The 26,021-nt window shown below is 65.4% G+C and carries 19 protein-coding genes and 1 pseudogene; 3 read left to right on the plus strand and 17 right to left on the minus strand.

The window, feature by feature from the left end; all coding sequences use genetic code 11:
• A pseudogene (locus IG178_RS17460) lies at positions 1 to 370 on the plus strand (hypothetical protein); the annotation flags it as partial.
• Positions 371 to 377: 7 nt separating this feature from the next.
• Here the strand turns inward: IG178_RS17460 and IG178_RS17465 are convergent.
• The 6 genes from IG178_RS17465 to truA all read right to left on the minus strand — a co-directional run bounded on the left by IG178_RS17465 (position 378) and on the right by truA (position 7,273).
• Positions 378 to 1,283 carry a YitT family protein gene (locus tag IG178_RS17465; RefSeq protein WP_343226003.1) on the minus strand — a complete coding sequence of 302 codons (906 nt, stop codon included), beginning with the start codon at positions 1,281 to 1,283 and terminating at the stop codon, positions 378 to 380.
• Between the two features lie 46 nt (positions 1,284 to 1,329).
• The gene (locus IG178_RS17470; protein ID WP_193213864.1) at positions 1,330 to 2,481 is read right to left on the minus strand and encodes a PepSY-associated TM helix domain-containing protein; all 1,152 of its coding nucleotides are present in this window, start codon (positions 2,479 to 2,481) and stop codon (positions 1,330 to 1,332) included.
• 72 nt (positions 2,482 to 2,553) lie between these two features.
• Positions 2,554 to 3,246 carry a Fe2+-dependent dioxygenase gene (locus IG178_RS17475; protein WP_193213865.1) on the minus strand — a complete coding sequence of 231 codons (693 nt, stop codon included), beginning with the start codon at positions 3,244 to 3,246 and terminating at the stop codon, positions 2,554 to 2,556.
• Between the two features lie 5 nt (positions 3,247 to 3,251).
• A complete protein-coding gene (locus tag IG178_RS17480; protein WP_193213866.1) occupies positions 3,252 to 5,486 on the minus strand; it encodes a TonB-dependent receptor in 2,235 nt (744 codons plus the stop codon).
• A 177-nt stretch (positions 5,487 to 5,663) separates the two neighbouring features.
• A complete protein-coding gene (gene trpC, locus IG178_RS17485; protein ID WP_193213867.1) occupies positions 5,664 to 6,452 on the minus strand; it encodes an indole-3-glycerol phosphate synthase TrpC in 789 nt (262 codons plus the stop codon).
• A 59-nt stretch (positions 6,453 to 6,511) separates the two neighbouring features.
• Positions 6,512 to 7,273 (minus strand): tRNA pseudouridine(38-40) synthase TruA, encoded by a 762-nt coding sequence (gene truA, locus IG178_RS17490; RefSeq protein WP_193213868.1) that lies wholly within the window; start codon positions 7,271 to 7,273, stop codon positions 6,512 to 6,514.
• Between the two features lie 190 nt (positions 7,274 to 7,463).
• Between truA and IG178_RS25965 the strand changes: the two genes are divergently transcribed.
• Positions 7,464 to 7,586, plus strand: coding sequence for a hypothetical protein (locus IG178_RS25965; RefSeq protein WP_255518987.1), 123 nt, complete (start codon positions 7,464 to 7,466; stop codon positions 7,584 to 7,586).
• A gap of 9 nt (positions 7,587 to 7,595) precedes the next feature.
• Here the strand turns inward: IG178_RS25965 and IG178_RS17500 are convergent, their stop codons facing one another.
• From IG178_RS17500 to IG178_RS17535, 8 genes are all read right to left on the minus strand, one after another.
• The gene (locus tag IG178_RS17500) at positions 7,596 to 8,828 is read right to left on the minus strand and encodes a glycosyltransferase (protein WP_193213870.1); all 1,233 of its coding nucleotides are present in this window, start codon (positions 8,826 to 8,828) and stop codon (positions 7,596 to 7,598) included.
• Positions 8,825 to 9,400, minus strand: coding sequence for a hypothetical protein (locus IG178_RS17505; protein WP_193213871.1), 576 nt, complete (start codon positions 9,398 to 9,400; stop codon positions 8,825 to 8,827). Before IG178_RS17505 ends, IG178_RS17500 begins: the two co-directional genes overlap by 4 nt.
• Complete coding sequence (locus tag IG178_RS17510) at positions 9,397 to 10,545, minus strand: glycosyltransferase family 2 protein (RefSeq protein WP_193213872.1); 1,149 nt, start codon at positions 10,543 to 10,545, stop codon at positions 9,397 to 9,399. Before IG178_RS17510 ends, IG178_RS17505 begins: the two co-directional genes overlap by 4 nt.
• Complete coding sequence (locus IG178_RS17515) at positions 10,542 to 11,501, minus strand: NAD-dependent epimerase/dehydratase family protein (RefSeq protein WP_193213873.1); 960 nt, start codon at positions 11,499 to 11,501, stop codon at positions 10,542 to 10,544. The genes IG178_RS17510 and IG178_RS17515 overlap by 4 nt, the downstream gene beginning before the upstream one ends.
• Positions 11,498 to 12,814, minus strand: coding sequence for a F390 synthetase-related protein (locus tag IG178_RS17520; protein WP_193213874.1), 1,317 nt, complete (start codon positions 12,812 to 12,814; stop codon positions 11,498 to 11,500). Before IG178_RS17520 ends, IG178_RS17515 begins: the two co-directional genes overlap by 4 nt.
• Complete coding sequence (locus tag IG178_RS17525) at positions 12,807 to 13,679, minus strand: MBL fold metallo-hydrolase (protein WP_193213875.1); 873 nt, start codon at positions 13,677 to 13,679, stop codon at positions 12,807 to 12,809. The genes IG178_RS17520 and IG178_RS17525 overlap by 8 nt, the downstream gene beginning before the upstream one ends.
• Position 13,680: 1 nt before the next feature.
• The gene (locus IG178_RS17530; protein ID WP_226895542.1) at positions 13,681 to 14,691 is read right to left on the minus strand and encodes a 3-oxoacyl-[acyl-carrier-protein] synthase III C-terminal domain-containing protein; all 1,011 of its coding nucleotides are present in this window, start codon (positions 14,689 to 14,691) and stop codon (positions 13,681 to 13,683) included.
• Positions 14,692 to 14,814: 123 nt separating this feature from the next.
• On the minus strand, positions 14,815 to 16,071 hold the full coding sequence (locus IG178_RS17535; protein WP_193213876.1) for a Gfo/Idh/MocA family protein: 1,257 nt from the start codon (positions 16,069 to 16,071) through the stop codon (positions 14,815 to 14,817).
• Positions 16,072 to 16,621: 550 nt separating this feature from the next.
• Between IG178_RS17535 and IG178_RS17540 the strand changes: the two genes are divergently transcribed.
• Positions 16,622 to 16,858, plus strand: coding sequence for a hypothetical protein (locus tag IG178_RS17540; RefSeq protein ID WP_193213877.1), 237 nt, complete (start codon positions 16,622 to 16,624; stop codon positions 16,856 to 16,858).
• A gap of 66 nt (positions 16,859 to 16,924) precedes the next feature.
• On the opposite strand, the gene IG178_RS17545 is transcribed toward IG178_RS17540, so the two are convergent.
• The 3 genes from IG178_RS17545 to IG178_RS17555 all read right to left on the minus strand — a co-directional run bounded on the left by IG178_RS17545 (position 16,925) and on the right by IG178_RS17555 (position 26,021).
• Positions 16,925 to 18,436 (minus strand): Fic family protein, encoded by a 1,512-nt coding sequence (locus tag IG178_RS17545; protein ID WP_343226004.1) that lies wholly within the window; start codon positions 18,434 to 18,436, stop codon positions 16,925 to 16,927.
• 378 nt (positions 18,437 to 18,814) lie between these two features.
• Positions 18,815 to 23,278: an NACHT domain-containing antiphage protein HyoA gene (gene hyoA / locus IG178_RS17550; RefSeq protein ID WP_226895543.1), complete on the minus strand. Its 4,464-nt coding sequence runs from the start codon at positions 23,276 to 23,278 to the stop codon at positions 18,815 to 18,817.
• Positions 23,214 to 26,021: a DEAD/DEAH box helicase gene (locus IG178_RS17555; RefSeq protein ID WP_226895544.1), complete on the minus strand. Its 2,808-nt coding sequence runs from the start codon at positions 26,019 to 26,021 to the stop codon at positions 23,214 to 23,216. The genes hyoA and IG178_RS17555 overlap by 65 nt, the downstream gene beginning before the upstream one ends.

The raw sequence follows: 26,021 nt of genomic DNA on the forward strand, positions 1-26,021 counted from the left end.
GGAAGAGGCGCTGAAGCTGGAGCGAACCTGGGAAAGCCGGGGCGTCGCGGCGATGAGGCCGGTGGCACTCGATCTCTTCAAACTGGGGCTGAAGATTTACGGCACCTGCCAGCCGCATTTCCTGGCGGAGTTTTTGCTGGATGCCCTCGATCCCGCGCGGTCGCCGGGGGCGCCGGCCGCCGACGCCGGGTTTCAGGCCGCGGCGGTCGAGGCGATGAAGGAGACGATGGCGGCGCAGCTGCAGCGTGGCATTACCCACCTCGACGGCGAGGTCGCCAAGCAGATGAAGCTGCTGGACGGGATCCGCGCGGCCGACCGCCGGCTGGCGGAGTTGCAGGGCGGCTCGTCCGCCGGCTTGAGGGTGCCGTGACGGCGGATCAGCCGATCGGCTTGATCTCGTAGTTGCTGGAGATGCCCTCGATGTCGTGGTGGAACCAGAAGGCGTCCGGCGCGCGCTCGCGGATGAGATCCAGCACCACGGGGAGTTCCTCGTGGGTGATGACGGTGCGGACCAGGCGGATGCTTTCGGAGGAGAAACCGCCGGTGGCTTCCTGGATGGTGTAAGTGCGGTGAGGTGCGGCGTCGACGATGGCGCGGCCGAGGGTGGCCGGGTCCTTGCCGAAGGTGGTGAGGACGACGAGTTTGAACTTGCGGAAGAAGTTGTTGAGGGTCTCCGCCGAGGTGAAGATGTAGATGGCGGTGTACATCAGCGTGTTGATGACCGGCTCGATGTCGCCGCTTTTGAGGAAGGCGAGGATCAGGCCGTATGTGGTCGAGACCGCGGCGGCGGCGATGGCGACGTTGCCGACGGGCTTGAGGTACTTCATCGCGAACCAGGCGCCGAGGATGTCCTCGTCGCCGGTCGAGCCGCGCAGGCGCAGGGAGAGCGCCTTGGCGAGGCCGGCGAGGATGCCACCGAAGAGGACCAGCAGGATGCGTTCGTTCTGCGGTTCCGGGTTGGCGAACTCGAGGGCGGGCAGGAAGGCGAGCCCGGCGACGACGGCCCCGACGGTGAGCATGGTGCGGACCGCGAAGGTGCGGCTGATCTTGAAGAAGGCGAAGGCCGCCAGCACCGCTTGCGCCGCGATGTAGATGACGAGGAACAGGCGGGGGTCGCCGAAGAAGTAGCCGGTGGCCGCGGCGATGCCCTCGAAGCCGGTGAGGATGACTTCGGCGGGGAAGACGAAGTATTTCAGCGCGCAGGCATAGAGCAGGCCGGCACCGCAGACGCCGAGGCAGTCGAGGATCGGGCGGAGGCGTCGGAGGAAGGGAAATCGGGGCACGGCGGGATCGGATGGGCGCCCCAACAGAGCAGCGAAAAAGCCCTGGTCAAGGGGCACCGCGGCGCCGGGTGAAGCGCCGCCAGCTCAGCGCGAAGCCGGTCCAGATCAGGACCAGGGTGGCGGCGCAGGCGAGGGCGGAAACCGTTTGTCCGATCCAGCCGAGCGCCTCGCCGGTGTGCAGCCAGCGGACCCAGGTCCGCAGCTGGCGGCCGGTGGATTGCTGGTCGAAACCGGTGGCGGCGGTGATCTCGCGGGTGGCGAGGTCGACGGTGAATTCGCGGCGCAGGTCCGGGCGGCCGCGGTGGCCGTCGGTGACGAAGAGCTTGAGCTCGTTCTTTTCGGGGAAGGAAAACTGGATCTGCTGCCAGGCCAGCCGCTGTCCGGCGACGCGGGCGACGGCGGCGTCGATGCCTGCGGGCAGGGACTCCGGTCCTGCGGCCGGGGCCTCGCGGCCGGGGCCTTTGCCTTGAGGGCCGCCCTTGCCCTTGGCCCCGCCGGGCGGGCCGCCGCGTTCGGGCGGCTTTTCGCCCACGGCTTGGAAGAGCAACTTGTTCGCCCACGGGTAGGCGATGACCAGACCCGTGGAGACAGTGAGCAGCAAGGGCAGGGCGAACCACAGGCCGAGGACGTTGTGCCAGTTCCAGTCGCGGGCCCGGCCGCGGAGGTCGCGGCGGAAAGTGGTGATGGCGAGCAGGCCGCGCTTCGTCCAGCGCTTGGGGATCCAGAGGAAGAGGCCGCTGAGCAGGATGAAAAAGAACACCAGGGCGGCGGCGGAGGTGACCGACTTGCCGGTGTCGCGGGCCTTGCCGCTCATCGCGAGCCAGCGGTGGAATTCGGTGACCCACTTGAAAAAAGAACGGGTCTTCACCGCTCCCTCGCCGAGGACGGTGCCGGTGTAGGGGTCGAGGTGGACGGCCTTTTCGCGGCCGAATTGAAAGACGACGGGCGCCGTCGGCCCGGACTCGATCTGCACGCCGGTCGGCCGTGCGCCGGGCTGCGCCTCGCGCAGTTTCGCGTGGAGTCCGGACAGGGTGAGGCGGGGGCCGTTGGCCTCGACCCGGTAGCCGTCGGCGGCTTCGGTGATCTGGCGCTCGAAGGACAGCAGCAGGCCGCTGGCCGCCATCAGCAGGATGACGAGCCCGGCGGCGAGCCCGGCGACCAGGTGGGACCAGAACAGGATTTTCCGGATCAGTTTCATCGGGAGAAAGGCGGGACGGGACACGCGGATGCGAACACGTGCCCCGTCCCTGACTCTAGCAGCCTGGAAATCTCAGAGCTCGGCCCACTGGCGGAGCAGGTTGTGGTAGACGCCGGTGAGCTGGACGGTGCTCTGGTCGGCGGCGGGATTGCCGGCGAGTTCGCCGCCGATGCGCTGGATCGCGAGATCGAGGTCGAACAGCAGGGTGCGCTGCTCGTCGCTGCGGATCATGCTTTGCAGCCAGAAGAACGAACTGACGCGGGCGCCGCGGGTGACCGGGGTGACGTGGTGCAGGCTGGTCGACGGGTAGAGCACCATGTGGCCGGCGGGCAGCTTGACGCTCTGTACGCCGTAGGTGTCCTCGATGCACAGCTCGCCGCCGTCGTACTCGTCCGGTTCGGCGAAGAACAGGGTCGCGGAAAGGTCGGTGCGGATCCGTTCCGGGCGGCCGGGGAACTGGCGGATGGCGTTGTCGACGTGGGTCCCGAAGGACTGGCCGCCGGCATAGCGGTTGAAGAGCGGCGGGAAGACGGTCTTCGGCAAGGCGGCGGACAGGAACAGCGAGTTGCGGCCGAGCGCCCCGAGGATCATGTCGCCGACCTTGCGGGCGGCGGGCGAGTCCTCGGGCAACTGCATGTTGTCCTTGGCCTTGGCGGACTGGTGGCCGGCGGTGACCTTGCCGTCGGTCCATTCGGCGGCATCGAGGATGGCGCGGGCTTCCTTGACCTGGTCGGCGGTCAGGACGTCGGGGATGCGGATCAACATGGCGGTCAGAAGGTGAAGCGGGTGCTGAGGACGGCGGAGCGGCCCTGGCCGGGGATCGAGTGACCGCCGCCGACGCTCTGGATGTAGTCCTCGTCGAAGAGGTTGTAGACGTTGAGCTGGAGGCTGACGTTCTCGCTGACCTGGTAGCCGACCATCGCGTCGAAGAGCCAGTAGGACGGGGCCTGGCGGGCGTTGGTGTTATTGCTGAAGCGGCTGTCGACGAAGTTGACCCCGAAGCCCGCATCGACGCCGGCAGGGAAGGTGAAGACGTTCCACAGGCTGAGCGAGTGCTCGGGGGTGTTGCTCAGTTCCTTGCCGACCTCGGCCGGGTTCTTCGACTCGAGCACCTCGCTGTCGAGGTACGAGTAGCCGCCGGTGATCCGCCACCAGTCGGTGACCGTGCCGGCCACGCCGAGCTCGATGCCTTGGACGCGCTGCTCGCCGGCGAGGACGATGGTGTCGGTCGGGTCGGCCGGATCCTGGGTGCGGGCGTTGGTCTTGTCGGTGCGGAAGACCGCGGCGGACAGGAGCAGGCGCTCGTCGAGGATCTCCCACTTGGTGCCGAGCTCGAAGGTCTCGCTTTCCTCCGGGTCGGTGTTGACGTTCGCGGACGAGGTCGCCGAGTTGCTGAGCGACAGCCCTTCGGCCGAGGGGTTGAAGGAGGTCCCGTAGCCGAAGTAGACGCTGCCGTTTTCGCAGGGTTTCCAGGTGATGGCGCCGCGGTAGCTGAACATCGAGTCGTCACGGCCGAGGGCGGTGATGGCGCCGCTGGTGGCCTTGTTCAGGTAGTCGACATCGAAGTAGTCCCAGCGCAGACCGCCGCTGAACTGCCACTGCTCGTGGAGGTCCACGGTGTCGAAGAGATAGGCCGACACGCTGGTCGCGTCGGTCTTGGTGCCGGAGCCATCGCGGGCGATGATCGCGTAGTAGGGATCGTAGGGGTTCGGCGCGTAGAGGTTGGTGTCCGGCGCGGTGGCGGGGTTGTAGTCGGTGCGGCCGAAGTTGTCCGAGGTTTCGCGGGCGATCTCAATGCCGGTGACCACCTTGTGCTCGAAGCTGCCGGTGTTGAAGTCGATGTTGAGGTCGGTCTGGTTGGCGAGGATCGTGTCGATCTGGTCGCGGGTCTTCCAGTCGGTGCGGCGGATCGTGGTGCCGTACTGGTTGCCGGGAGTGCCCGGGTCCTCGTCTACGAAGCGCGGCGCGGTCACGCTCATGTCGGTGGTGGTGTAGCCGAGCCGCGTCAGGTTGCGCAGCCGCAGCGACTCGCTGAAATCGTGCTCGATCTCGCCGGTGATCAGGTGGGTCTCGTTCTTCAGGTAATCGCGGGAGACCAGGCCGTAGAAGTTGTCGTAGCTGACCGGCGCGATGCGGTCGACGAAGCCGGGGATGGCGAGGTTCGGCGAGGCGACCCAGGGCAACCCGTAGTCGGGGATGCCGTCGGAGCCCATGTAGAAGTAGCTGAAGGTCGCCCGGGTGTCGCTGCCGAGGCCGAAGGTGATCGACGGCGCGATCCCCCACCGTTCCTCGGTGGCGATGTTGCGGCCGGGGACGTCGGCATGGTGGTACATCCCGTTGATGCGGAACGCGGCGCCGTCGATGGCCTCGATCGGCTGGTTCACGTCGAAGGTGGCGCGGTGGTAGTCGTCGGTGCCGCCGCCGAGCATGAGCTCGTAGGACTTGTCGAGGTGGGGCGTCTTGCTGACCAGGTTGACCGAGCCGCCGGTCGAACCGCGGCCGGCATTGGTCGAGGCGGGGCCCTTGGCGATCTCCACCTGTTCAAGGTTGAAGGGGTCGCGGGTGTAGCCGCCGAAGTCGCGGACGCCGTCGACGAAGAGGTCGGTGCGCGAGTTGAAGCCGCGGATCGACAGGTTGTCGCCCGCCGGGACGCCGCCTTCACCGGCCTGCAAGCTGATGCCCGGGGTGTTGCGCAGGACGTCGCGCAGGGTCGTGGCGTTCTGCTCGCGGATGACCTCCTTGGGGACCACCGAAAGGGTCTGCGGGATGTCGCGGAGCGGTTGCTCGAACTTCGGCGAGGCGAGGCGCTCCGGCTTGTAGAGGGTGTCTTCCTCGGCATCGACCACCACCTCGGCGAGGTCGTCGACCGGTGCCTCCTCGTCGGCCGGCGGCGTCGGGGCGGCCTGCGTGCCGATCTGGGAAAGGGTCAAGAGGGTGCCGGTGAGCGCGAGGCTTTCGCGGTGGCCGGCGAGGGAACGAAGGGAGACAGGGGCAGTCGCTTTCATGAGAGAAAAATCGGGAGCAGGCGCAGCAGCGAGATGCCGTGGCGGGTTCCGTGTTGCGAATGAGTCTCAACAGCGAGAAGTGAAAACGCCAAGAAAAATCTCGGGAAAAGGTCGTCACAAACCCGACGACCACGGGTCGGCGCGGCTTCAGCGGGTCGGGCAGGGTAGGCCAGGGGCCTAACGGGCAACCAGTTGCAGGTAGGCCTCGATTTCTTCCGCCGGATTGTGGGCGCGCATCAGCGATTCGCCGATCAGGACGGCATTGGCGCCCGCGTCGAGGGCGCGCTGGGCGTCTTCGACGGTCCGCAGCCCCGACTCCGAGACCAGCAGCACCTCGTCACCGACCTCGTCGGCGAGTTGTTCGGTGGTGGCGAGATCGATCTCGAAGGTCTTCAGGTTGCGGTTGTTGATCCCGATCAGGTCGGCACCGAGCTCGATCGCGCGCTCCATTTCGGGGAGGTTGTGGACTTCCACCAGGACATCGAGCTGGAAGGTCTTCGCTTCCTCGTAGAGCCGCTTGAGGTTGTCGTCGTCGAGCGCCGCAACGATCAGCAGGATGGCATCGGCGCCGGCGACGATCGCCTCGTGGATTTGCACCGGATGAATGGTGAAGTCCTTGCGCAGCAGCGGGGCGTCGGAGAACTCCGAGATCTTGCTCAGGTAGCTGAGGGAACCCTGGAAGTACTTTTCATCGGTCAGGATCGACAGGCAGGAGGCGCCGCCGTCGAGGTAGCGCTTGGCCTGGCGGATCGGGTCGAAGTTCGGGTCGATCAGGCCGACGGAAGGCGATGCCTTTTTCACCTCCGCGATCACGCCGAGCTGGTCCGGGCCGCGATCGAGAGCGGCGCGGAAGCCGCGGAACTCGTTCCGTTGGAGCGCGGCGGCACGCAGCATGCCGGCGCGGGGCATCAGGGCTTCAACTTCCTCGCGTTTGGTGGCGATGATCTGGGCAAGCTTGTCGGACATGGCGGGTGCGGGAGGAAAAACCAAGGATCGCCGGGCGGGAAGCGGAAATCGGTCCCTGCTCAGCGCCGCCGGTAGCGGACCTGCCACAGCACCAGGCCGTGGGCGGGGGCGTTCATGCCCGCGGTCCGGCGGTCGCCACCGGCGAGCATTGCCCCGATCCCGTCCGCCGGGAGCCGGCCTTCGCCGAGCTGGACCAAGGTGCCGGTGATCGCCCGGCACATCTTGTAGAGGAAGCCGCTGCCTTCGATGACCACGGTCAGCTCCGGGCCGCGGCGGCGGACCTCGCAGCGGGTGAGCGTGCGGACCGGGTCCTTGAGGACGCCCGGCCGCTTCGAGGTGAAGGCGCGGAAATCATGCGTCCCGACGAAGAGGGCGGCGGCCGCGCGCATCGCCGCGACGTTCAGCGGGCGCGGCACGTGCCAGGCTTGGCCGCGGCGCAGTGGGTCCATCACCGGGTGGTTCCACACCGTGTAGCGGTACTGCTTGGAGATGGCGTCGAAGCGGGCGTTGAAAGCGGCCCGCACCCGGACCGCCGCGAGGACCCGGATGTCGTCGGGCAGGAGGGCATTGATCGCCAGCGCGAGGTGGCGGGGCGGCATCTTGAACTCGTCCCGCGGGGCTTCGAAATGCGCGACCAGGCCGCGGGCGTGCACCCCGGCGTCGGTGCGGCTCGACGCGACCAGCGGCGAAGCCCCGGGGAACAGCCTCCCGAGCGCGGCTTGCACCTGGTCCTCGACCCCGCGGCCGCTGCGCTGGCCCTGCCAGCCATGATAGGCGGCGCCGTCGAAGGCGAGGGTCAGCTTGAACTTGAGCGTGCTCACGTGCCGCCCTTCAAAGCACGGCGGCGGAGCGACCGGCGATGAAATTCATCGGGTTCGCGAAGGAGGATGGGCGGAAAGGAATCGTGGGAAAGCCTTCCGGCCTTTGCCGCCCATCGCGGGAGATTTTCGCGGAAAGATGAAACCGGCGCCCGTGGATCGCGACTGAAGGGGTGGAAAGGATCAGACGACGATGAAAACCCGAATCATGCTCCACCTGAAATGCCCCTGGCGGAATTGGCACGAAACCCGGTTCCATCTCGCGGGGATCGTCCGTGAGTTCGTGCCGCGCGGCTTCCAGTCATACGTGCATTGACCGCCCGGCTCAGCCGCCCAGGACCATGGCCGCGATACGGTCTTCGGCACGGCGGTTGGCGAGCGCTCGGGCCAGTTCCTGGCATTTCTTTTTCAACCCGGCATCGCCGAGCGCGCGCAGGATGGCTGCTTCCAGGTCGCCGATCCTCCGCGCCGGAAGGGCCGCCCCGGCGGCGACGAGACGCGCGGCGTAGTCGAACTGATCGTAGTCCAGGGGATGGACGACCGCGGGGATCCCGTGCCGGAGGCAGTGGTGAAGCACGCCCGACCCCGCGTGGTGAACGACGAGGTCGTAGCGGTGGAGGTGGTCCAGATAGGAGATGAAGGGATACTCGTCGAAGTTCTCCTCCTTCCGGCTCCGCGGGGCGCTTTCCTTGCCGTGGGAGAAGTGGAAAACGAGGTCCGGGTGCCGCCGGGCGATGGCGCGGATCGCCGCGGCCATGGTCGCCTTGGCATGGGGCAGGTGGGTGCCAATGGTCACCAGCACGTGCGGCCGACCGTCATCCCGGAAGGCCGGAGCCTCGCCGGTGAACGGCGGGGTGTAGAGGATCGGGCCGGTCAGGTGGAACTGCGGCGGGTAGCGGCGCGGGAACTCGATCTCCGGGCAGCCGAGCGCCAGGACGCACTGCGGCGAGTAGCAGGCCTCGCTGCCGTCGGGCCGGTAGATGTCCGTGAAGCCCATCGCGCCGAACTCGCGCCGGAAGAGCCAGCGCATCAGCCGCTTGAACCGCCGGGTCGCGGTGCGCATCACGGCATGCCGGGCATGCTGGTGCCAGCGTGTGGCTGGAAACTGCCCGCCGAAGTAGGCCGGCGGCCCGTCGGGGGTTTCAAAGACGCAGGGCGAGGAAAGGGTGGTCCACCACGGGATGCCGAGCGGGGTCGCGGCGAGCCCCGCCACCGGGACGACGTAGTCGGCGATCACCAGGTCGGGCCGCTCCGCGGCAAAGAGAACGTCCAGCTCCCGCTTCATCCCGGTCATCAGCCCGACATTCGCTTTCAATTGCCGCCACAGCTTCAGCGGGTGGTTTTTCACCCCGATACCGGGCTCGGCGATCTCCCAGACCCGGGCTTCGTGGTCCGCCATGATGGCGATTCCCTTCAAACCCGCCGCCGCCGCTGCTTTCACGCCGCCGGGGGTGCTCACCACGAGGACCTCGGCATCCGGGGCGAGCCGGCGGCCGATGCCGAGCAGCGGATGCAGGTGACCGCTGAAGGGAGGTCCCACCAGAATGATTTTCTTCATGGCGAACCGGGGGGCTGGCCGAGGATCCGCCGGCAGTAGTCGTCGAACAGGTGCAGGGTTTCCGGAGCGCGGAGGTAACCCATGTGGGATGACACGATGCGATGGTCCGGCCGAGGGTGGAAGAACCTCGAGATGAAGTCGCCGCGGCCTTGCACGAGGCAATGCGACGCCGTGGCAGGCAGCTGCCGCGAAACCGGGCCGTAGGCGAAGACATGGATGCGGCCCAGGATGCCGGGCGGCAGGTCGAGGTTGTTCAGCAGTTCCAGGCCGCAACTGCCGGCGAGCAGGATGACCCGTTCGTGTTTCGAAAAGCGGCGGGCCACCTCCTCGCGATGGCGCTGGCGGAATGCCGGCCTTCGCGAGCCGAGGTAGTGGCGGATGTTGTTGAAGCTCGCGGTGGCGAGGGAGAACTTCCCCGGGAAGGGAAAGCTCGGATGGTAGGGGAAATTGTGCGGCAGCCACATGTCGGACGGCAGCCAGCTGCGGGATTGGAAGTCCCGCTGGTCGCGCGACAAGCCGGTGCAGCCGCGCACGCTGTGCCCGGTGATGAAGGCGGCGATGGCCGTGCTCATACGGCGGAGAAGTCGTTGCTGTCGCGCACCCGGTAGTGCCGGGTGCGCCAGCGGATGGTGCGGCTCAACATGCCGTGCAGCAGGTGCAGCGGCTGCAGCAGTTCGGAAGCGATCGATAGCAGCGGGCGGTGCAGCCCGGCGCCGAAGAAGCGGCTTTGCACGAGGACCAGCACGCTCATGCGGACGAGGATCACCGCGGCCATGACCGCGGCGGCTTGCCACGAGGCGATGATCGCGGCGAGGAACCACAACCCGGCGAAGAGCAGCGGGGGAAGGCCGTGGAGCGCAAAGATCAAGCCTTGCACCGCGAGCGACTGGCGCCTCATCAGCAGCAAGGTGAACACGTACCAGCGGTGCATGTATTCCAGGTAATGCGCCAGGTTCCTGACCCCGGTGCGGACCCGGACCGGCGCCTTCGACTGGTGGATCGATCCCCCGTTTTTCAGAATCAGGGTGGCCAGCGCGAGATCGTCAGTGAGCTCGCGGAGGATCGGCCGGAAATGGCCGATGTGGTCCAGGCGCTCGCGGCGGAGCACGTAGCCCATGCCGTTCAGGGTGAAGGCTGGCAACAGCCGCGAGGTGCCGAGATAGGTGAAGGCCGAGTTGTTGTTCACGAACTGGCCGAGCAGGTCGGAGGCGAGCGTCCCGGACGACTCGTAGCTCGGCAGCCCGGTCGCCACGCTGTGGACGGAAGCCGCCGTCACCAGCGCCGCGGCGCTTTCCGGGCCGAGGGTGGTGTCGTCGTCGAGGACGCAGAAATAGGGTTCCGTCACCAGCGCGGTGGCCCGCTCCAGTTTCCAAAGCTTGGGATTGATGCCGTCGGGACAGGGGGGGCAGCCTTCGACCTGCAGCACGGCGTCCGGGTGCTCGCGGCGGAGTTTTTCCGCGACCCGCCAGGCTTCCGGATCGTCGTCATCGATCAACCACAGGAAGCGCTGGCCGGCGAGGGCGCCGAGGTTGATGGCCAGCCGCGATTCCAGCAAGGGGTCGCCGCTGAGGATGGGCTGGACGATGGCAAGCGTTCCGGCGGGGAGTTCGGTGGCATCGCTGTCGGGCAACGTACGGGCGTAGGAGACAGCGAGCAGGGCGCGCAGCAGCAGGGAGCCGAGATAGACGGCGGCGACGGTGAGCAGGGCGGTCATCATGCCGGTTCCTCCTTTTGCCAGCGGATGAAGCGGTCGACGCCTTCTTCCAGGCTCACGCTGGGCGGGCCGAGGACGCGCAGGCATTTGGCGACGTCGAAGGTCTTGCTGTAGCCGAGCACCCCGATGCCGAAGCGGGTGATGGGTGGCTCGGTCGTGGACCGGAAACCCTTGTAGAACCACTCGATCAGGGTCGCGATGACCAGGGCGCGGTCGCGCGAGATCCGGCGTGTGGGCGGGGGGATGTCGAGGCGCCGGAAGATGTCGGCGATGAAGGCCTGAATCTCCACCGGTTGGTTGTTGGTGAGGTTGATCTCGCCGTCCACCGCCGGGTCGATCGCTGCCCGCAGCAGGTAGTCGCACAGCGACTCGATGCAGATCAGGTCGCCGGTCGCCGGTGGTCCGGGACGGGAGATGGCGGCCATCCGGCCTTCGCGGGCGGCACGCAGGATGCGCGGGAACAAGACGGTGTCGCCGGCGCCGAAGACCGCCCGCGGCCTGAGAATGCACCAGCTTCCAGGGAAGCCGCGCACGACCTCCTCGCCTTCGGATTTCGTCCGCGCGTAGTGATTCACGTAGCCGGGGCCGATCGGGCTGTCCTCGGTCATGCCCTCCTGGTCGCACTCGCGGTAGAAGACGGAGCTGGAGGAGATGTAGATGAGTTTCGGGACGCCGCGGGCGACGCAGAAATCGCGGACGTGGCGGGTCGCCGTCACGTTCTGGAGGCGGAACTCCGCGAGGGATCCCCATGGCGATGAACGCGCGGCGGCGTGGATGACGACGTCAGGCGTCCAGTCGAGTTCGAGCGGGCGGGTGAGGTCGGCGCGGACGTAGCCGGGCAGCTCCGTGGCACGGCGGCCGAGGCCGCGGATTTCGAGGTCGTCGCGATCCGCGAAGCGACGGCAGAACGATCCGCCGACAAAGCCCGATGCGCCGGTGACGAGGATGCGGGTTTTCATGCCGGTCGGGAGATGCAGCGGATGCGCTTGGGTTTTTCGGCCGGAGGTGGGTCGATCCATGGCGAGAAATGGATGTCGGGTTTTGCAAGGTCCAGGCTGTCGGCCATCCGCGAGAGGGCGACGGCCATGGCTGTCTCGGCGATGTCGCCGGCCGGGCGGATCCTGACTTCCCAGCGGCGTCCATGTTGCTCGATCCGGTAGCGATCCGGCGGCGGTTCCATGGTGTAGATCGCCTGCCGCAGGGTGTCGGGGAAGACCGGCGCCAGCACGCCCCGGGGGTCGGGCAGCCACAGCACTTCCTCGGCGCGGCCCTCGATGCTGCTCAGGCAGAGATTGGCACTGCCGCAGGGACAAGGGGTCGGCGACAGGCGGAGAAGGTCGTCGACCTGGTAGCGGACGAACCACTGGGCCGTCCGCGAGAAGTCGGTGATGATCGCATGTAAGCGGTCCCGCGAATCGTCCAGCCACACCGGCTCGACGTGCAGCGAGTCCTCGTGGAGATGGATCCGGCCCTCCTTGCAGGTGCTGCCCAGCAGCCCTTCGGCGGCCTGATAGACCTGCGCGACGGGTTGACGGAAGACGGCTTCGATGAGCTGCCGGTCACGCGGATCGAGCACCTCCGCGACCGAGATGACCTGGCGCGGCTGCAGGCCGGTGGCGTGCTCGCTTTCCCGTCGCGCGATGGCGGCAAGCACGGTGGCCGGTGCGACGAGGACTTCGGGATCCAGCTCGGCAAGCCGCCGCATCAAGCCGTCGAAGGGCAGGGTGAGGTCGAAGTAGCTGAAGTGAACCCGCCGGCTCGACAGGGTGGAGTAGAGGTTGCTGCCGGCGCGCAGGAAGAAGGCGATCCGCAAGGGCCGGGCGAAGGGATTGAGGACTTGGCGGAGGGAAGCCGGGGACAGCATCCGGCCGAGCACCTGGCCGGCCCAGCGACAGCGATCCGCCTGCGAGACCAGGAAAACGTGGCGCGATCCCGAGGTTCCCGACGACAGCCCGACGGTGATGCCGCCGGCGAGCTGCGGCCGGAAATCGCGCTCTTGCTCGGCCCGTAGCGCGATGGCGCTGGCTTCCTGCAGGGTGATGCCGGAAGGATTCAGCTGGTCGAACCGGGCGAGGAACTCGCGCTTGGTTATCACCGGCAGGGAACTCAGTTCCGGTGGCATGCCGCGGTAGTAGGGCGAGCGGGTCACCAGCTTTCCGAGGAAGCACCGGAGCCGCGCTTGTTGCCGGGCCAGCAGCCGGACCCGGTCGCGGGTGTCCCGGAACCAGCGCGTCGCGGCGAAGTGCCACAGGACCAGAAGTCGATCATTCACGGAGGACGTGGGTGGTGCCGCCGAGCTGGTCCCAGGTCTGGGCGCAGTGCGACGGGATGATCCTCGGCGCTGTCGCCGCCGCTTGCAGTTGCACCAGCCTCCCGAAGGTGTCGTCGTAGTCCGTGGAGTCGTCGAACAGGCGGTAGGCGATCCGTGACGGCCGGCGGTCCTGGTCGAGGCCTTCGATTTTCCAGCAGGCATCGCCGACCAGGAACACCTCGCCCAGATGGCCGGCATGAAAGGCAAGGCCGAGTTGCGACGCGGTGTGTCCCGGCAAGTCGAGACCGAGCAGGCTGGCATCGCCAAGGAGATCGCGTCCGCTTTCAAAGGGGCGCCACCCGGTCGGCAGGGGCACGGCGGGCTGGTCCTCGGCGTGGCAAACTCGCGAGTCGAAGTCCGCCGGCAGGAGGTCGCGGAGGTAGGCCCGCTGCAAGCGCCCGAGACGGCCCGCCTTCTCCCGCAGGGAACGCTCCTTGCGGGTGGCGATGAAACGCGAGCGGGGAAAGTCCCGCAGGCCGGCGATGTGGTCGGCGTGGAAGTGCGAGATGATCACGATCCCGATGTCGTCCGCGCGAATGCCGCGGGCCTCGAGCTGTGCCAGCAACTCTTCCTCCGGAGGCAGCGACACCGGCGTGATGATCCTGTAGAGGCATTCGGGGAAGCGCCGGGTCGCCTCGTTGAAATGCCGCGAGTAGCCGGTGTCGTAGAGGATCAACCCGTGGCGCGGATGCTCGATCAACCCGACCAGCGCCGGGAAGTCGATCGCCCGCCTGCCGCCGCCGCGCAGTGCGATGCACTCCGGGTGCTGGCAATGACCGACCTTCAGCAGGTCGAATTTGACGGGGGGAAGGAACGGAGCGGTCATCTCAGTAGGTGAACACGATGCCGCCGATCGAGACGCCGGCGCCGGAGCCTAACAGCAATGCGGTGCGGCCGCGGGCGAGGCCGTGGCGATGGATGGCGAAATGGAGGGCGGTGGGCAGTGAAGCCCCGACCTGGTTGCCGAAGGTGCCGAAGACATCGACCATCCGTTCCGCGCCGATGCCGAGCAGCTTCGGCAGGTGATCCAGCGCCTGCCGGCTGGCCTGGTGCGGGATCAGCAGGGCCAGGTCGTCGCGCACGACACCCGCTTCATCCAGAAGTCCCTCGACGAACCGCGGCAGCTCGCGGGCGACCAGCGCGAACAAGGGGCGGCCGCGCATTTCGAAAAGCGCTCGGGCGTGGCCGTCATCGCCACGCCGGTGGAAGCGCGAGCCGCCGGAGCGGATGCGGCAGAGATCCGCGCCTTCCGGCAAGGTGATGCTGCGCGAGGCGAGCAGGCGGGAGGACTCGTCCGCGGCGGCGGGTCGCAGGACGACCGCCGCCGCCCCGTCGCCGAACAGGCCGTTCTCCCGCAGGTTCCTGAAGTCGGTGGTGAAGCTCGCGATGTCGGCGGAAGCGATCATCACGTGGCGGTAGCGGCCGCTTGCAATCGCGCAGGACATCAGGTCCAGCGCCTGCAGGAAGGACAGGCAGCTGGCGCCGATGTCGAGGGAAGCGACGCGGTGCGACCTGTCCCCCAGCTCGGCGAGCACCATCGCGGCATTGTAAGGCAGCGCCTGGTCCATGGTCGCGGAGGCGCAGACGAGGCAGTCGATGTCCTCCCAAGACAGCCCCGCATCAACGAGGGCCTCCCGGATGGCGGCGGCGGCGAGCTGGGAAGCGGTTTCGCGGGTCGCGACGTGGCGTTGGAGGACGCCGGTGACGCGGCGGCTTTCGCCGGCGGGCAGGTCGAGGCGGCGGTCCAGTTCGCCGGCTGTCAGGATGAACTCCGGCACCGCGACTCCCGTGCCCGCGATCGCGACACGGCGGACGGGGGAGGGGGCGGGAGAGATCATCGGTGGCGGGGGAGTACGGTCGGACGCGAGGCTAAGTCGGCGGCGCGAGACAACTCAAAGTGCAAATTCCGATGTTGGGATCGGGCGAATCGATGTTCCGCTTCATCCTGCCGGCCGGCGGGATCATCGCGTCCCCTCACCGGGGTGCGCGGGGCATTGATTCAGCCGGGATGTCTCGGAGAGAAACGCAAGCCGGTGACCGGCCAGGCCGTCGAGGCCGGGCGGCAGGGCATCGGGGCCCTGGAAAAGGCGGTCGAGGGCGTCGACAATGCCGTGGTCGCCGCCGCCGTGGCCGGCATAGCCTTCGTCGGCCGGTTTGTGGATCTCGACGGGCTCGATGGTCCCGTGTTCATGGTCGCGCAGCCACAGCTCGGGCGCGCCGGCCTCGTGATAGGGCAAGCCGCCCTTGAGCGAGGCTTTGGTGCCGTAAATCTCGATCGCCCGGCCGTAGTCGAAGGCGGTCATGGTGTGGGTCACGGTGATGCCGTTCTCCAGTTCGCAGGCGATCACCTGATGGTCGACGACGTCGTTGTCGCAGCGGTAGACGCAGCGGCCCCAGGGCGAGGTGCGGAGGAAGCCGAGGACGGTGTCGTCGTCCGCCTCGTCCGCGCCGTCCATGACCATGCCGAGCCAGCGGCGCTTGTCGCCGAGGTAGCGGTGGGCGTCGTAGAGGCAATCCTCGGCCACCGGGCAGCCGTCGCTGCAACGCGCCGGGGCACCTTCCGGCGCGTTCTCCCCGCGGAACCAACTACGGTCGCCGTAGCTGGAGATGGATGCCGCCGCCGAACCGCCGAGCCAGCAGATCAGGTCGGCGTCGTGGGAGCACTTCGCCACGATCATCGGCGTCGATCCGCGCGAGCTGCGCCAGTGTCCGCGGACGAAGGAGTGGGCCTGGTGGAAGGGTTCGACGCCCTCGTGGCTGCGCATCGAGATCACCCGGCCGAGGCGGCCGCTGTCGAGGACCTGTTTCACGGTAGAGTAGAAGGGCGTGTAGCGCAGTACGAAGCACAGCGCGACCCGCCGGCCGAGCTCGCGGGCCCGGCGGTCGATGGCCTCGCAGCGCTCCAGCGACTCCGCGGCCGGCTTTTCCAGCAGGACGTCGTAGCCGGCCTCCAGCGCCTGCATCACGTGGTCGAAATGCTGCGAGTCCTGGGTGGCGATCACCAGCACGTCGGCCAGCTTGCCGGCGGCGAACAGGGTCTCCGCCGAATCGAAGACCGCCACCGAGTCCCCCAGCGCGGCCACGGCTTCCCGCCTCACCGCCACCGGATCCGCCGCCGCCACGATGCGATAACGATCGCCGAACGATGCGGCGATCTTCGCATAGGTCCGGCCACGGGAACCGCAGCCGAGGACAGCAAGAGACAGGGGCTCGGGCATGGCCGGAGGCGTAGGCGGAAGAACGCCCGGCGTCGAGGCCGAGCTTCACAGAAGGAAGGTTCCCGGCCTGATTCCCGGCATCTGGTGTCGTGGCGCTTGGGGTGTCGCCCGAGCTGGAGCTTGAACCACGGGGTGGACCGGGTTGGCTTGTCCTCATGGGCATGACGATCCAGTGGAAGGCCCAGCGGCTCGACGAAGGGGAGGAACCGGATCTCCGGATCGCGGAGTGCCTGGTCGAGATCGAGGGTAGGATCGAAATCGACGGCCAGCCCGCGGGAGAACTGGCTGGATTCTACCTGTGGTCGGACGTCCCCGACCAGGCCTTCTTCGACCTGTGGGACCTCGACGGCGCGACTTACGGGGTCTTCGAGGAGATCATCGATCACGGACGAGACCGTTTTCGGGAACCGCTTCCGCGCCTTCTGGAAAGTGCGTCCGGAATCCTCGGCATCCATTACGTCGCCATGTCACCCCCGTTCCGCCGTCGCGGGTTGGGCAGCAAGCCATCGGCGAAATCGTCCAAGCGTGGGCTGACCCGCGCGTCGGAGCCGTGCTGCTCAACGCCGACCCGCTGCAGCACCGCCCGCGCGGCTACGACGACTTCGACGACGAAGTGCGAGACTTGCCGTGGAACGCCACTGCCGAGGACATGGCACGCCTGATGGACCACTTCCGCGGCTGGGGCATGCAGCGGCTGCCGCGGACGAAGTTCATGGTATCGGCCCCGGCCACCTTGGCCGCAAGCGTTGCCAGCGCATGGCCTCCCTGCCCGGTCCTCGACTACTAGAGCACCAGTGATTGCTTCCGGGTCCGTTCCACTGGCAAAAATGGTGATTGAGGCGGACCGGTATCCTCAGTCCGTTCCGCCTGCATTTTCCTTCATCCCCAACTCGTCCCGGATCACCGCTTCCATCGCCGCGACTTCCGCATCGGTCAGCTTCTCGAACTCCTCCAGCTTCCGCTTCGTTTTCGACAAGGTTCCGCCGTTCTGCCGGCACAGCTTCACGAACAAATCCGCGATCCGGTCCGGCAGTTCAACGATGTCGCGCATTTTCGCGCGGATATCGTCGTAGCTGGCCAGATACTGGAGCTCTGCCGGCAACTCGGCTTCGATGGTTTCGCGGATAAAATCGATCGTGATCCGGGTCAGCTCCGTGCAGTCGATGTAGCGGTAGAAGTCCGCGGTGTCGTTCGTCACGGTCATCCGTTGCCGCTCGTCCAGCGTGTATTCGACAAGCTGCATCAAGGGCTTCGAGAAGCTCTCCAAGGCCTGATCATACTCCCGCGGCCGGTTCAGGATCACCGCCGACACCGGCAGGATGATGCCCTTCGGGCCGAAGCTGTTCCTTGCCAGCACATGGTGCAGCAAGAAGCGATGGATGCGGCCGTTGCCGTCGCTGAACGGGTGGAGGAAATCGAAGGCGAACGATACGACGGCGGCGGCAACTAGAGTAGGGACCGGGGAAGTTGACGCTGTAATGTTCCCGACAAAGTGAAGCTGCCCGGCCGTGATGCCGCGGGCCATCTGGAGGAATTGATCCATCAACTCGTCGAGATCCTCCGGTTTCGGAGCGGCGAAATGGATCCGCTCGTGCCCGGGTCCGAGTGTTTCCCCGACATAGACCTGTTCGTTGATCGAGCTTCGCCAGCCCTCGTTCGCATACCTCGGATCGACGATGGCTTTTTGTAGTTCCACGAGCGCGTCCTTCTCGAGGAAGCTCCGGTGCCATGCCTGCTCCAACAGGCTGATGAACTTCTCCGCCCGCTTCTGATCCGGGGTTTCCCGTTCGATGTCGTGGCTGCTCTTGCTTTCCTTGGCGTAGAGGTAGCGCACCGCCCGCTGGAAAATCTCCGGCGGATATTCGCCCGCGATCTCCGCGCAACGGTTCCGCAACGCCCTTTCGTTCCACTCGCCCGTCCCTTTCCAGCGCACCATCGGGGCGAACTCCAACGACCCCAGGAGGTTCACGTTGATCCGCTGCCGTTTGACCTTCTTCACGGACCCGGTCACGTAGATCTCCTTGTCGAGAAGGTCCACATAGCCACCCATCTCCAGGTCCGGTAAATCCAGCCTCGTCCGGGTGAATTCCTCGTAAAGCCACCAGATCACCCGGGCATAGCGGCCGGTCGGTTTGCTCCGGACGTGGGCGGCCACTTCCACCGCCTCCAACTGGGGGAGCACCTTGCGAAGCAGTTCCAAGTGAAGGCCCTCCCGCTTGAGCCCGAATTCGAGGTGGGCAAACACGTCCTCCCCGAGATCCCGCGTCGCGGGAAGGTACTCGATTTCCCGCCCATCCTTCTCCATCAGCCGCCTCACCCCTTTGGCGAGCGCCCGGCTCTCTCGCCAGTAGGGCAGGGTCACCACGGCGAACCTCTCGGCCAGCCAAGCATAGCCAATTCGATTACTTTCGGGCGCTTCCACGCCATTTTGATTACGATTCTCTCAAAACAATTACAAATCGGGATTTTTCTTAAATTTCGATTATGAAAATCAACATCCCTATCAAAGACCACTTCTCCGGAATCCCCTCTCAAAACCATTACGAAACTCCCAGAACTGTTACCAATTGCCGCCCTGGCGAAAAAACGATTACAGGCGCCTCAACGTGGATCTGCTTCAAAGCCGAGAACGCAAGTCGCATTTCCGAGGTCTGCTGGCTCCGACGCGCAAGGTTCCGAAGCAGTGCAGGATGCTTTCGAGAACTAACGGAGAACTGTTCAAGAGGCCTAAGATCTAGCTCTCTCAGCGGCCCCGGCCTTTTTTCCTATTGGCGACCTTTGCCTTAGTTTTTCTCGCTTCGGTCTGCAACCGGGGACGCAAGTCCAAGGCATGGACATGCAGCCGAAGAGAGCCTCCAAGCTTTTCCACGATTCGGTCCGCCTCCTCACGAAGCAATGCGACAAGTTCTGAGAAGCCGATGCTTGACCCGTTGTCGGGGTGCTTCCACCGCTTGTCCTTGGCCAAAGTCACCATGAGGCAGCCCGACCGGCTGGTGTCAGCGGCCATGTATTTCGTGACAAGCTGGGACTCGATTGTGTCGCGCAGGTCTGTTGCCGGGCGTTCATCTGCGAGCTTGAGCTCGATGACAGCCTCATGGGACGAGACTGTCGACCTCAGCCGAATGTCCGTTTCCTTCTCGTCAGCGGTGGCGGCTTCTTGATCGACCGTATAAAGGCCGTTGGAACGGTTCCCAAGTTCGCGGGCGATCTCCCGTCGCATGACCTTCTCCTCAGCGATTCCAGCCCAAGCCTCGCGCGGCGATACATCGCGCAGCAGCAGGTCATCGAGGTCGTCCAACCGGTCGAGCATGACCGAGAACATCGCTTCATTTGTGGAGGGTGGAGCCTCGCCGGACTTTTCGAGCGCGATAGCCTGAGCATCATTCAAAGTGACGGCGTCGAGCTCTTCCGCCCAGTGCTCCTCTGCCACCGCGAGGATACGGTCCTTAAAGTGCTCGCAAAGCGGATCGGCTGCCATTTCCAACTTGGCCGCCCAACCATCCTCGCCGTTGGCCCGGAGCAAAACGTTCACGATCGCATTCCGCGCGTGTTCGGCATGGTCGCGCGCGTCAGGGGTGTACGAGTCTTCGTGCCTGACATCGTCTTGAGGGCGAACATGACGATATGAGAGACGTAGCAGTCGAAGAAGAATCGAGGGAGTGAACTGCGGGTCCGCTAGATTGACGCCATCATGTCGATCGCCGAACACATCGCCAATCCAGGCCACCGCCTTACTTCGAGGTGCCGGAGCAACAATGCCGATTTTCGCTTCGAGCGCATTCACGCCAGCGCTGGCATCAAGGCGTATGAGTGCGTGCAGCCAAATATGGGCGCGAGGTGATGGAATCCTTTTGCCGAGCTGCTGTTTAGCGACAGTGCAAAGGTTTGCACGAATTGCGGAATTGCCGTGCTTCATGAGGATCCCGACAACCCGTCCGAGGCGCTGCGCCGCTCCATTCTCGTTATCCTTCTTACGGACCCGGCTGCCACTTGCATTGAGCCACGCAACTAATCGCGGCACAAAGACTGCCGCGACTGCTTCAGACGTGTTTCCAATGCTCTGCAACAGCATCGAATGCCATTGTGCAGGCGCGTTACTCTGAAGATCATGACTCAGCTCTTGGCCGAGCACTGAGTCCACGGCTGTCGGATGCTCCATCACGAGACCCTCTAGCCACTTTGGAAGCTCGTTGAGTTCAATCACAGCAAAGCGCGCTGCGAGCTTTGCTTCTTCGTCCGTCAGCTTGGTCGCCCATTGGGGATCTTCCGCTTCCGCATAGATGGCCGCAAGGCCGAGCTGCCAGCGTACCAGGTAGGTGTTCTTCTCATCGTCCGGCCTCTCGCTTACAAGGGTGGGGCGGTCGTTGCGCCACTGACCCATCAAGGTCAACCTCAACCGATCGGCGGTCACCTTTCCAAAATAGGCCTCTATGAAACGACGGTTCCAACCCGAGGCGCGACTCTCGTCACCGGCATTGCTCATCGCACGCCATAGGTTCCAAGCCGTGTTTCCGCTCCGCTCGGGAGAGAAAGCAATTTCTGGCCGCTCTGCTACCTCGCGCCAAAACGTTACCCAGCTTGCATGATTCTTGGCCTCCCGCCGTTCCTCTTGGTTCTTGCGCTTTTCGGCTTCCACCTCCCAGCGCATACGCTTCTTAGTTCGCAGCGAAGATTTCAAACGATCGTCGATTACGGCGATCAGCTCAGGCAGATCTCCAACAAGGACTTTCAGCCCGATGGTGTGACTGCGCCATTCTTCCCAACTGGGCGCTAGCCGCAACGCCGCCTGCAAGAGCATGGCGCGATCTGCTGCGGGGCGGTCGCTGTCAGCGAGCGCAGTCTTGATCCAGTTCCCATCGCGATCCGAATTGATCTCCACTGCGCCTTGAATGGTCGTCTCGGCGAAGCGATCCCGCGGGTCGTCAATGATACGGACCGATTGGATCAGAGCATCCTCAGCCCAAAATAGCTGCTCATTATGATCGGCTGGGAGGTCCTTGACCAAAGCTTTGAGCTGCGAAATCGCCTCTTCATTGCCGCTTTCTCGATGGGGCAGCCGGAGAGAAAGCGCGCTTGCCCGCAACCAGCCCGCAGTCGCGCGATTCTTGAGGCCGCTAACGCAGGTAGCTGCAAGAGCATTGGCCAAATGAGGACGATCTGAAACGATATGCGGCCATTCGCCCCTCCAGCGCAGCCCCGCAGACGCCAACTCATACAAGCCATCTCGCAGAAGTTCCAAAGTCGGAGCATCAAAATCGGCCTCAGCGATTAGCCGCGGCAGGTGCCACCCCAAGTCTCCAATGCTGCGCTTGCTTTCCTTAATGCGCGCCAAGAGTAGGCATAGGCTCGTTACCCTTAGATGCTCCGGAAAGAGCCGAAGTACGACACCACGTGAGAGATCGTCAGGCCAGTTACGCGCGTCGTTCGCAATCTCGGAGATGATCAGGTCGAGACGCGAGTCGCCGAGAGCAGCCAATGCATCGATGGCAAGAATCCGCTCGGTGCGGGAGGCTTCGGTGTCGATGGCAACCGCATTGGCAATGTCCGAACACTCCGCAATCCCGCCGGTATCGATGAGTTGGAGCAGCATCTTGCGAATTTCAGGATTCTCGACGCCCTGTCCCCAAAGGCGTTTGATCTCTTCTGCCAGCTCCGGCGAGGCAAAGCGATGGATCTGTATATGAGGCACGTCCAGACCCCGCCACCCACCTTGGCCGAATCGTTCGACATAAGCACGAAGAGCTTGGTTTCTTTGAGAGGGCGTCAACGTTTCGGGATCGCCCTCAACGAGAAGAACGGCAGGTTCATGGTCTCGCAGCGTTTCAAAGATCATTGCATCCGCGAGCGCCAGCCATCCGGCAATAGGCCGCTTTGAAGGGCGAACGATCGTCTTGCCTCTCGTTTGTGCAAAAATGAGCCGCCTGAGTGCACTCGCAGTCATGCCGCGATCCCGGAGAAATTTGATACGCTCCGCCGTGAGATACTCCGCAACCGAGCGATGGTGGAATCGCACTCGCCCGTAGGAGGCGATCCCAAATAGGGGTCGCTCAAGCAATGCCTTGCACTCGTTGGCGCTCCAGTCGGGAAGAACGACCGCGGGATCGAGGGCGACAATCTCGCCGCCGACATCGGACTCGGCACTGTGGCGGATCGTGAGACGACGGGTGAGCATCATCGCCAGAGCCAGACGACTTGCTCCCTCGATGGCTCTATCGACCGATAGCTCGGCGGCTTCAGCCCTTTCCTCGCGCGGCTTGAGTTTGACGTAAATGTTGGTGGCGACTTGCTCCTTGTGAGTGCGGATGCGCTTGAAATCACGCCAATCGGCGCAGAGTTCGATGAGGTCTTGTGGTCGCCGGGCGAACTCTTGGGCGTTTCGCCGACGCAAGTCTTCTACTAGAGCTTTCGGATCACCGACCCCTTGGTCACGAGCGAACTCCTCGATTTGCCGATCCGACAATGGCATGAGGGCCACGGTGCGCCAGTCGGCAGGTTCGTCCTCCTTCTCGTTCGCTGGCTTGTTGGCCCTGTTGCCCATCGCGACTCGAGCGAACGTGTCGCCGTTGGCTTCGATTTCCGGCAGAGGAGGAACGGGCAGTAAGCGACGCACAAGCTGTTCATCGAATGGAACAGGACGTGTCGTGATGACGATACGGATTCGCCCGAGCTGTCCGGCAACGCTCTTGCTCAAGCGGTTTAACGCGAGGTCGAACTTCCCACGGCTGAGTTTCAGCTCGTCGATTGAATCGAGGAAGAAGGTGGCGACATCCGATTGCGACGTAAGCCATGCGTCCAACCGAACCTCCTCGTCATGACTGAGCATCGTGCGCAGGTCGCTTGTTGCCAGAGTCGCCAGTTCGAGAAAGAAGGCAGGCTCTCCAAGGCCCCAAAGTCGTTGGCATTGAGTTCGGCACTCGTAAGTCTTGCCTGCTCCTGCTTCCGAGATGATGAGGACGCGCTTTGAGCTAAGCAGGTCTTGCCATCCTGAACCTCTCGACCATCCCAGTTCCGCCAAGAAGGCCTGTTGATCCGCATCCTCCAGCTTCCCTTCGGGGATATCTTGGAACGTTCTTTCAATTCCCATAGCTTTTCCGCGTTCTGGTTTTCTGGGGATCTTGATAGGTGCAATAAGCTTTCTTCGATTACCCCAGCGGAGCCAGCAGCGCGGACAGCGTGCTTTCATCCGGCGCGGCGGCTCTTGCGGCATCGCTGAGGAGGGAGTCGGCGAGCTGGCTTTTCTTCGCCTGGAGCTGGTGGATGCGCTCCTCGACAGTGCCTTGGCAGATGAGCTTGTGGACAAAGACCGGCTGGGTCTGGCCGATGCGGTAGGCGCGGTCGGTGGCCTGGGCCTCGGCGGCGGGGTTCCACCAGGGGTCGTAGTGGATGACGGTGTCGGCGGCGGTGAGGTTGAGGCCGGTGCCGCCGGCCTTGAGGGAGATGAGGAAGACGGGGAAGTTGCCGGTTTGGAATCTTTCGACCAGCTCGCCGCGGTTCTTCGAGGCGCCGGTGAGCATCAAGTATGGGACTTTTCGTAACTGGAGCAGCTGCTCGATGATTTCCAGCATCGAGGTGAACTGCGAGAAGATGAGGATGCGGCGGCCTTCCTCGATCAGGGTGTCGAGCAGGTCGGCAAGGTAGTCGAGCTTGGCGGAGCCGGCGGCCTGGGCCTCGAGCTTGGACTCGCCCTCGAACTTGAGCAGCTTCGGCTCGCAACAGATCTGGCGGAGCTTGAGAAGGGCCTCGAGGAAGACCATGCGCGAGCCCTCGAGGCCCTTGATGGCGATCGACTGGCGGACCCGCTTGTCCATGGTGGCGCGGACGGTTTCGTAGAGGTCCTTCTGGCCGGTGTTGAGCTCGACCGGGTGGACGAGGATGGTCTTGGGCGGCAGTTCCTTGGCAACCTCGGTCTTGTTGCGGCGCAGGATGAGCGGGGCGACGCGGGCCTTGAGGGCGAGGCGGCGGTCCTCGTCGCCGTCCTTCTCGATCGGGTTGCGGAAGCGGCGGTTGAACTCCTCCTGGCCGCCGAGGAAGCCGGGCATCAGGAACTTCATCAGGCTCCACAGCTCGCCGAGGTGGTTTTCGACCGGGGTGCCGGAGAGGCAGAGGCGGTGGCGGGCGTCGAGCTGGCAGACGGCCTGGGCGACCTTGGCGGCGGGGTTCTTGATGTACTGCGCCTCGTCGAGGACGACGAGGTGGAAGCGGTGCTCCTTGAGCTTGTCGATGTCGCGCTGGACCAGGGCGAAGGAGGTGAGGACGAGGTCGGCGTAGGGAACGGAGCGGAAGTATTTCCGGCGCTGCGGGCCGTCGAGCATCAGGATCCGCAGCGAGGGGGCGAACTTGTTGGCCTCGGCGCGCCAGTTCGGGACCACGCTGGTGGGGGCGATGACCAGGGTCGGCTTGCCCTCGGAGCGGCCGCTGTCCTTCTCCGCGAGGATGTGGGTGATGGTCTGGAGGGTTTTGCCGAGGCCCATGTCGTCGGCGAGGATGCCGTGCAGCTCGTGGCGGGCGAGGAACTGCATCCAGCGGAAGCCGGCCATCTGGTATTCGCGAAGCTCGGCCTGGATGCCGGCGGGCCGGGGGAGCTGTTCGATCCCGGAGAAGCTGGTGAGCTTGGTGGCGAGCTCGGCGAGGCGTTCGGGCGGCTGGATGCCGAGTTCCTCCGAGGTGGCGATGGCGGCGGCGTCGAGCGGGTGGAGCTTGAGCTTGCCGCCCTTGAAGCGCCGCGGGTCGATGAGGGCGGCGAATTGCTTGAGGATGCGGCGGATGCGGTCGGCTGGCAGGCGCAGCGCGCGGCCGTCGTCGAGGTGGTGGAGGAAATGACCGTCGGCGGGAAATTCCAGCGTCGTCTCCATCGCGCCGCGGTCGAGGAGTTCGGCGAGGATCGGCAACAGGTCGAGGCGGCTGCCGGCCACCTCGAAGCCGACGGAAAGGTGGAACCAGCCGCTGCCGTCGTCCTCGAGCAGGTAGGTGAATCCGTCGGGGTCGAGGTCGATCAGCTCGTGCCCGACCTTCTCGTCGAAGGTGACGGTCCAGCCGGCGGCTTCCAACAGCGGGCCGCCGGTGGCGCGCAGCCACGGCCAGAATTCGGCGACCGTACCGTGGCCGGGGTTGGGGAACCACAAGAATTGAGGATTGTGGATTGCCGATTGACGATTGGACTTTTGAAGGGCGAGCAGGAAGCGGTACTGGGCGTGGCTGCTGAGGCTGGCCAGGCCGGTTTGCTGGAGCAGCTGGATGGCATTCATCTCCGCGGCGACATCGCGGCGCAGGACGACCGGGCCGCTGGCCGTTTCGAGGCGGTATTCGCGCGGGCCGGCGGTGCCGCCGAGGGGGATGCGGCAATCGCCATAAACGGCGACGGGCCGGGCGACCACCCAGTCGCCGAGGTCGGGGATCTTGAGGGCCTGGAGGAGGAGGCGGACGACCTTGGACTCCGTCGGCTCGCGGACGATGTCGAGGTGGAAGGCCGGGGTGAGCTCGAGGTGGGGCGTGTCCTCGGGCAAGGCGGCGGGTGTCAGCACCGGGACCGCGGGGCTGCTGCTGCGGACGGGCTTGCCCTCGAGGAGGCGCGGCAGGTTGCGGGCCTTGGCGGCTTCCTCGAGCAGGGCCGCGGCATGCGGGCAGAAGGCGCGGGTCTCGCAACCGCAGCTGCTTTCGAAATCCCAGTCGCCGCCGCTGTGCCACAGGACCACCTCGCAGTGCTCGCCGGTGACCTCGGCGCGGAGGGTGAAGTTCTCCTCGTCGGCCCATTCGCCGTGGAGTTCGCGGACCTTCGGGCGCAGGCGGCGGCCGGCCTGCAGGCAATCGTCATCGAACCGCTCCTGCCAGAGCGATTCGGCGAAGAAGCCGCGGATGTCGGGTGCCGTGTCCAAAGGGGTGGGGAGGATGAACAAGCGACGGGCGGAGTCGAGGGCAAGTCGCCGCTGGCAAGGACCGGCCGCGGCTGCCAT

It is taken from the genome of Neoluteolibacter marinus, assembly GCF_014904755.1.
In the GTDB taxonomy this organism is placed as follows: domain Bacteria; phylum Verrucomicrobiota; class Verrucomicrobiia; order Verrucomicrobiales; family Akkermansiaceae; genus Haloferula; species Haloferula marina.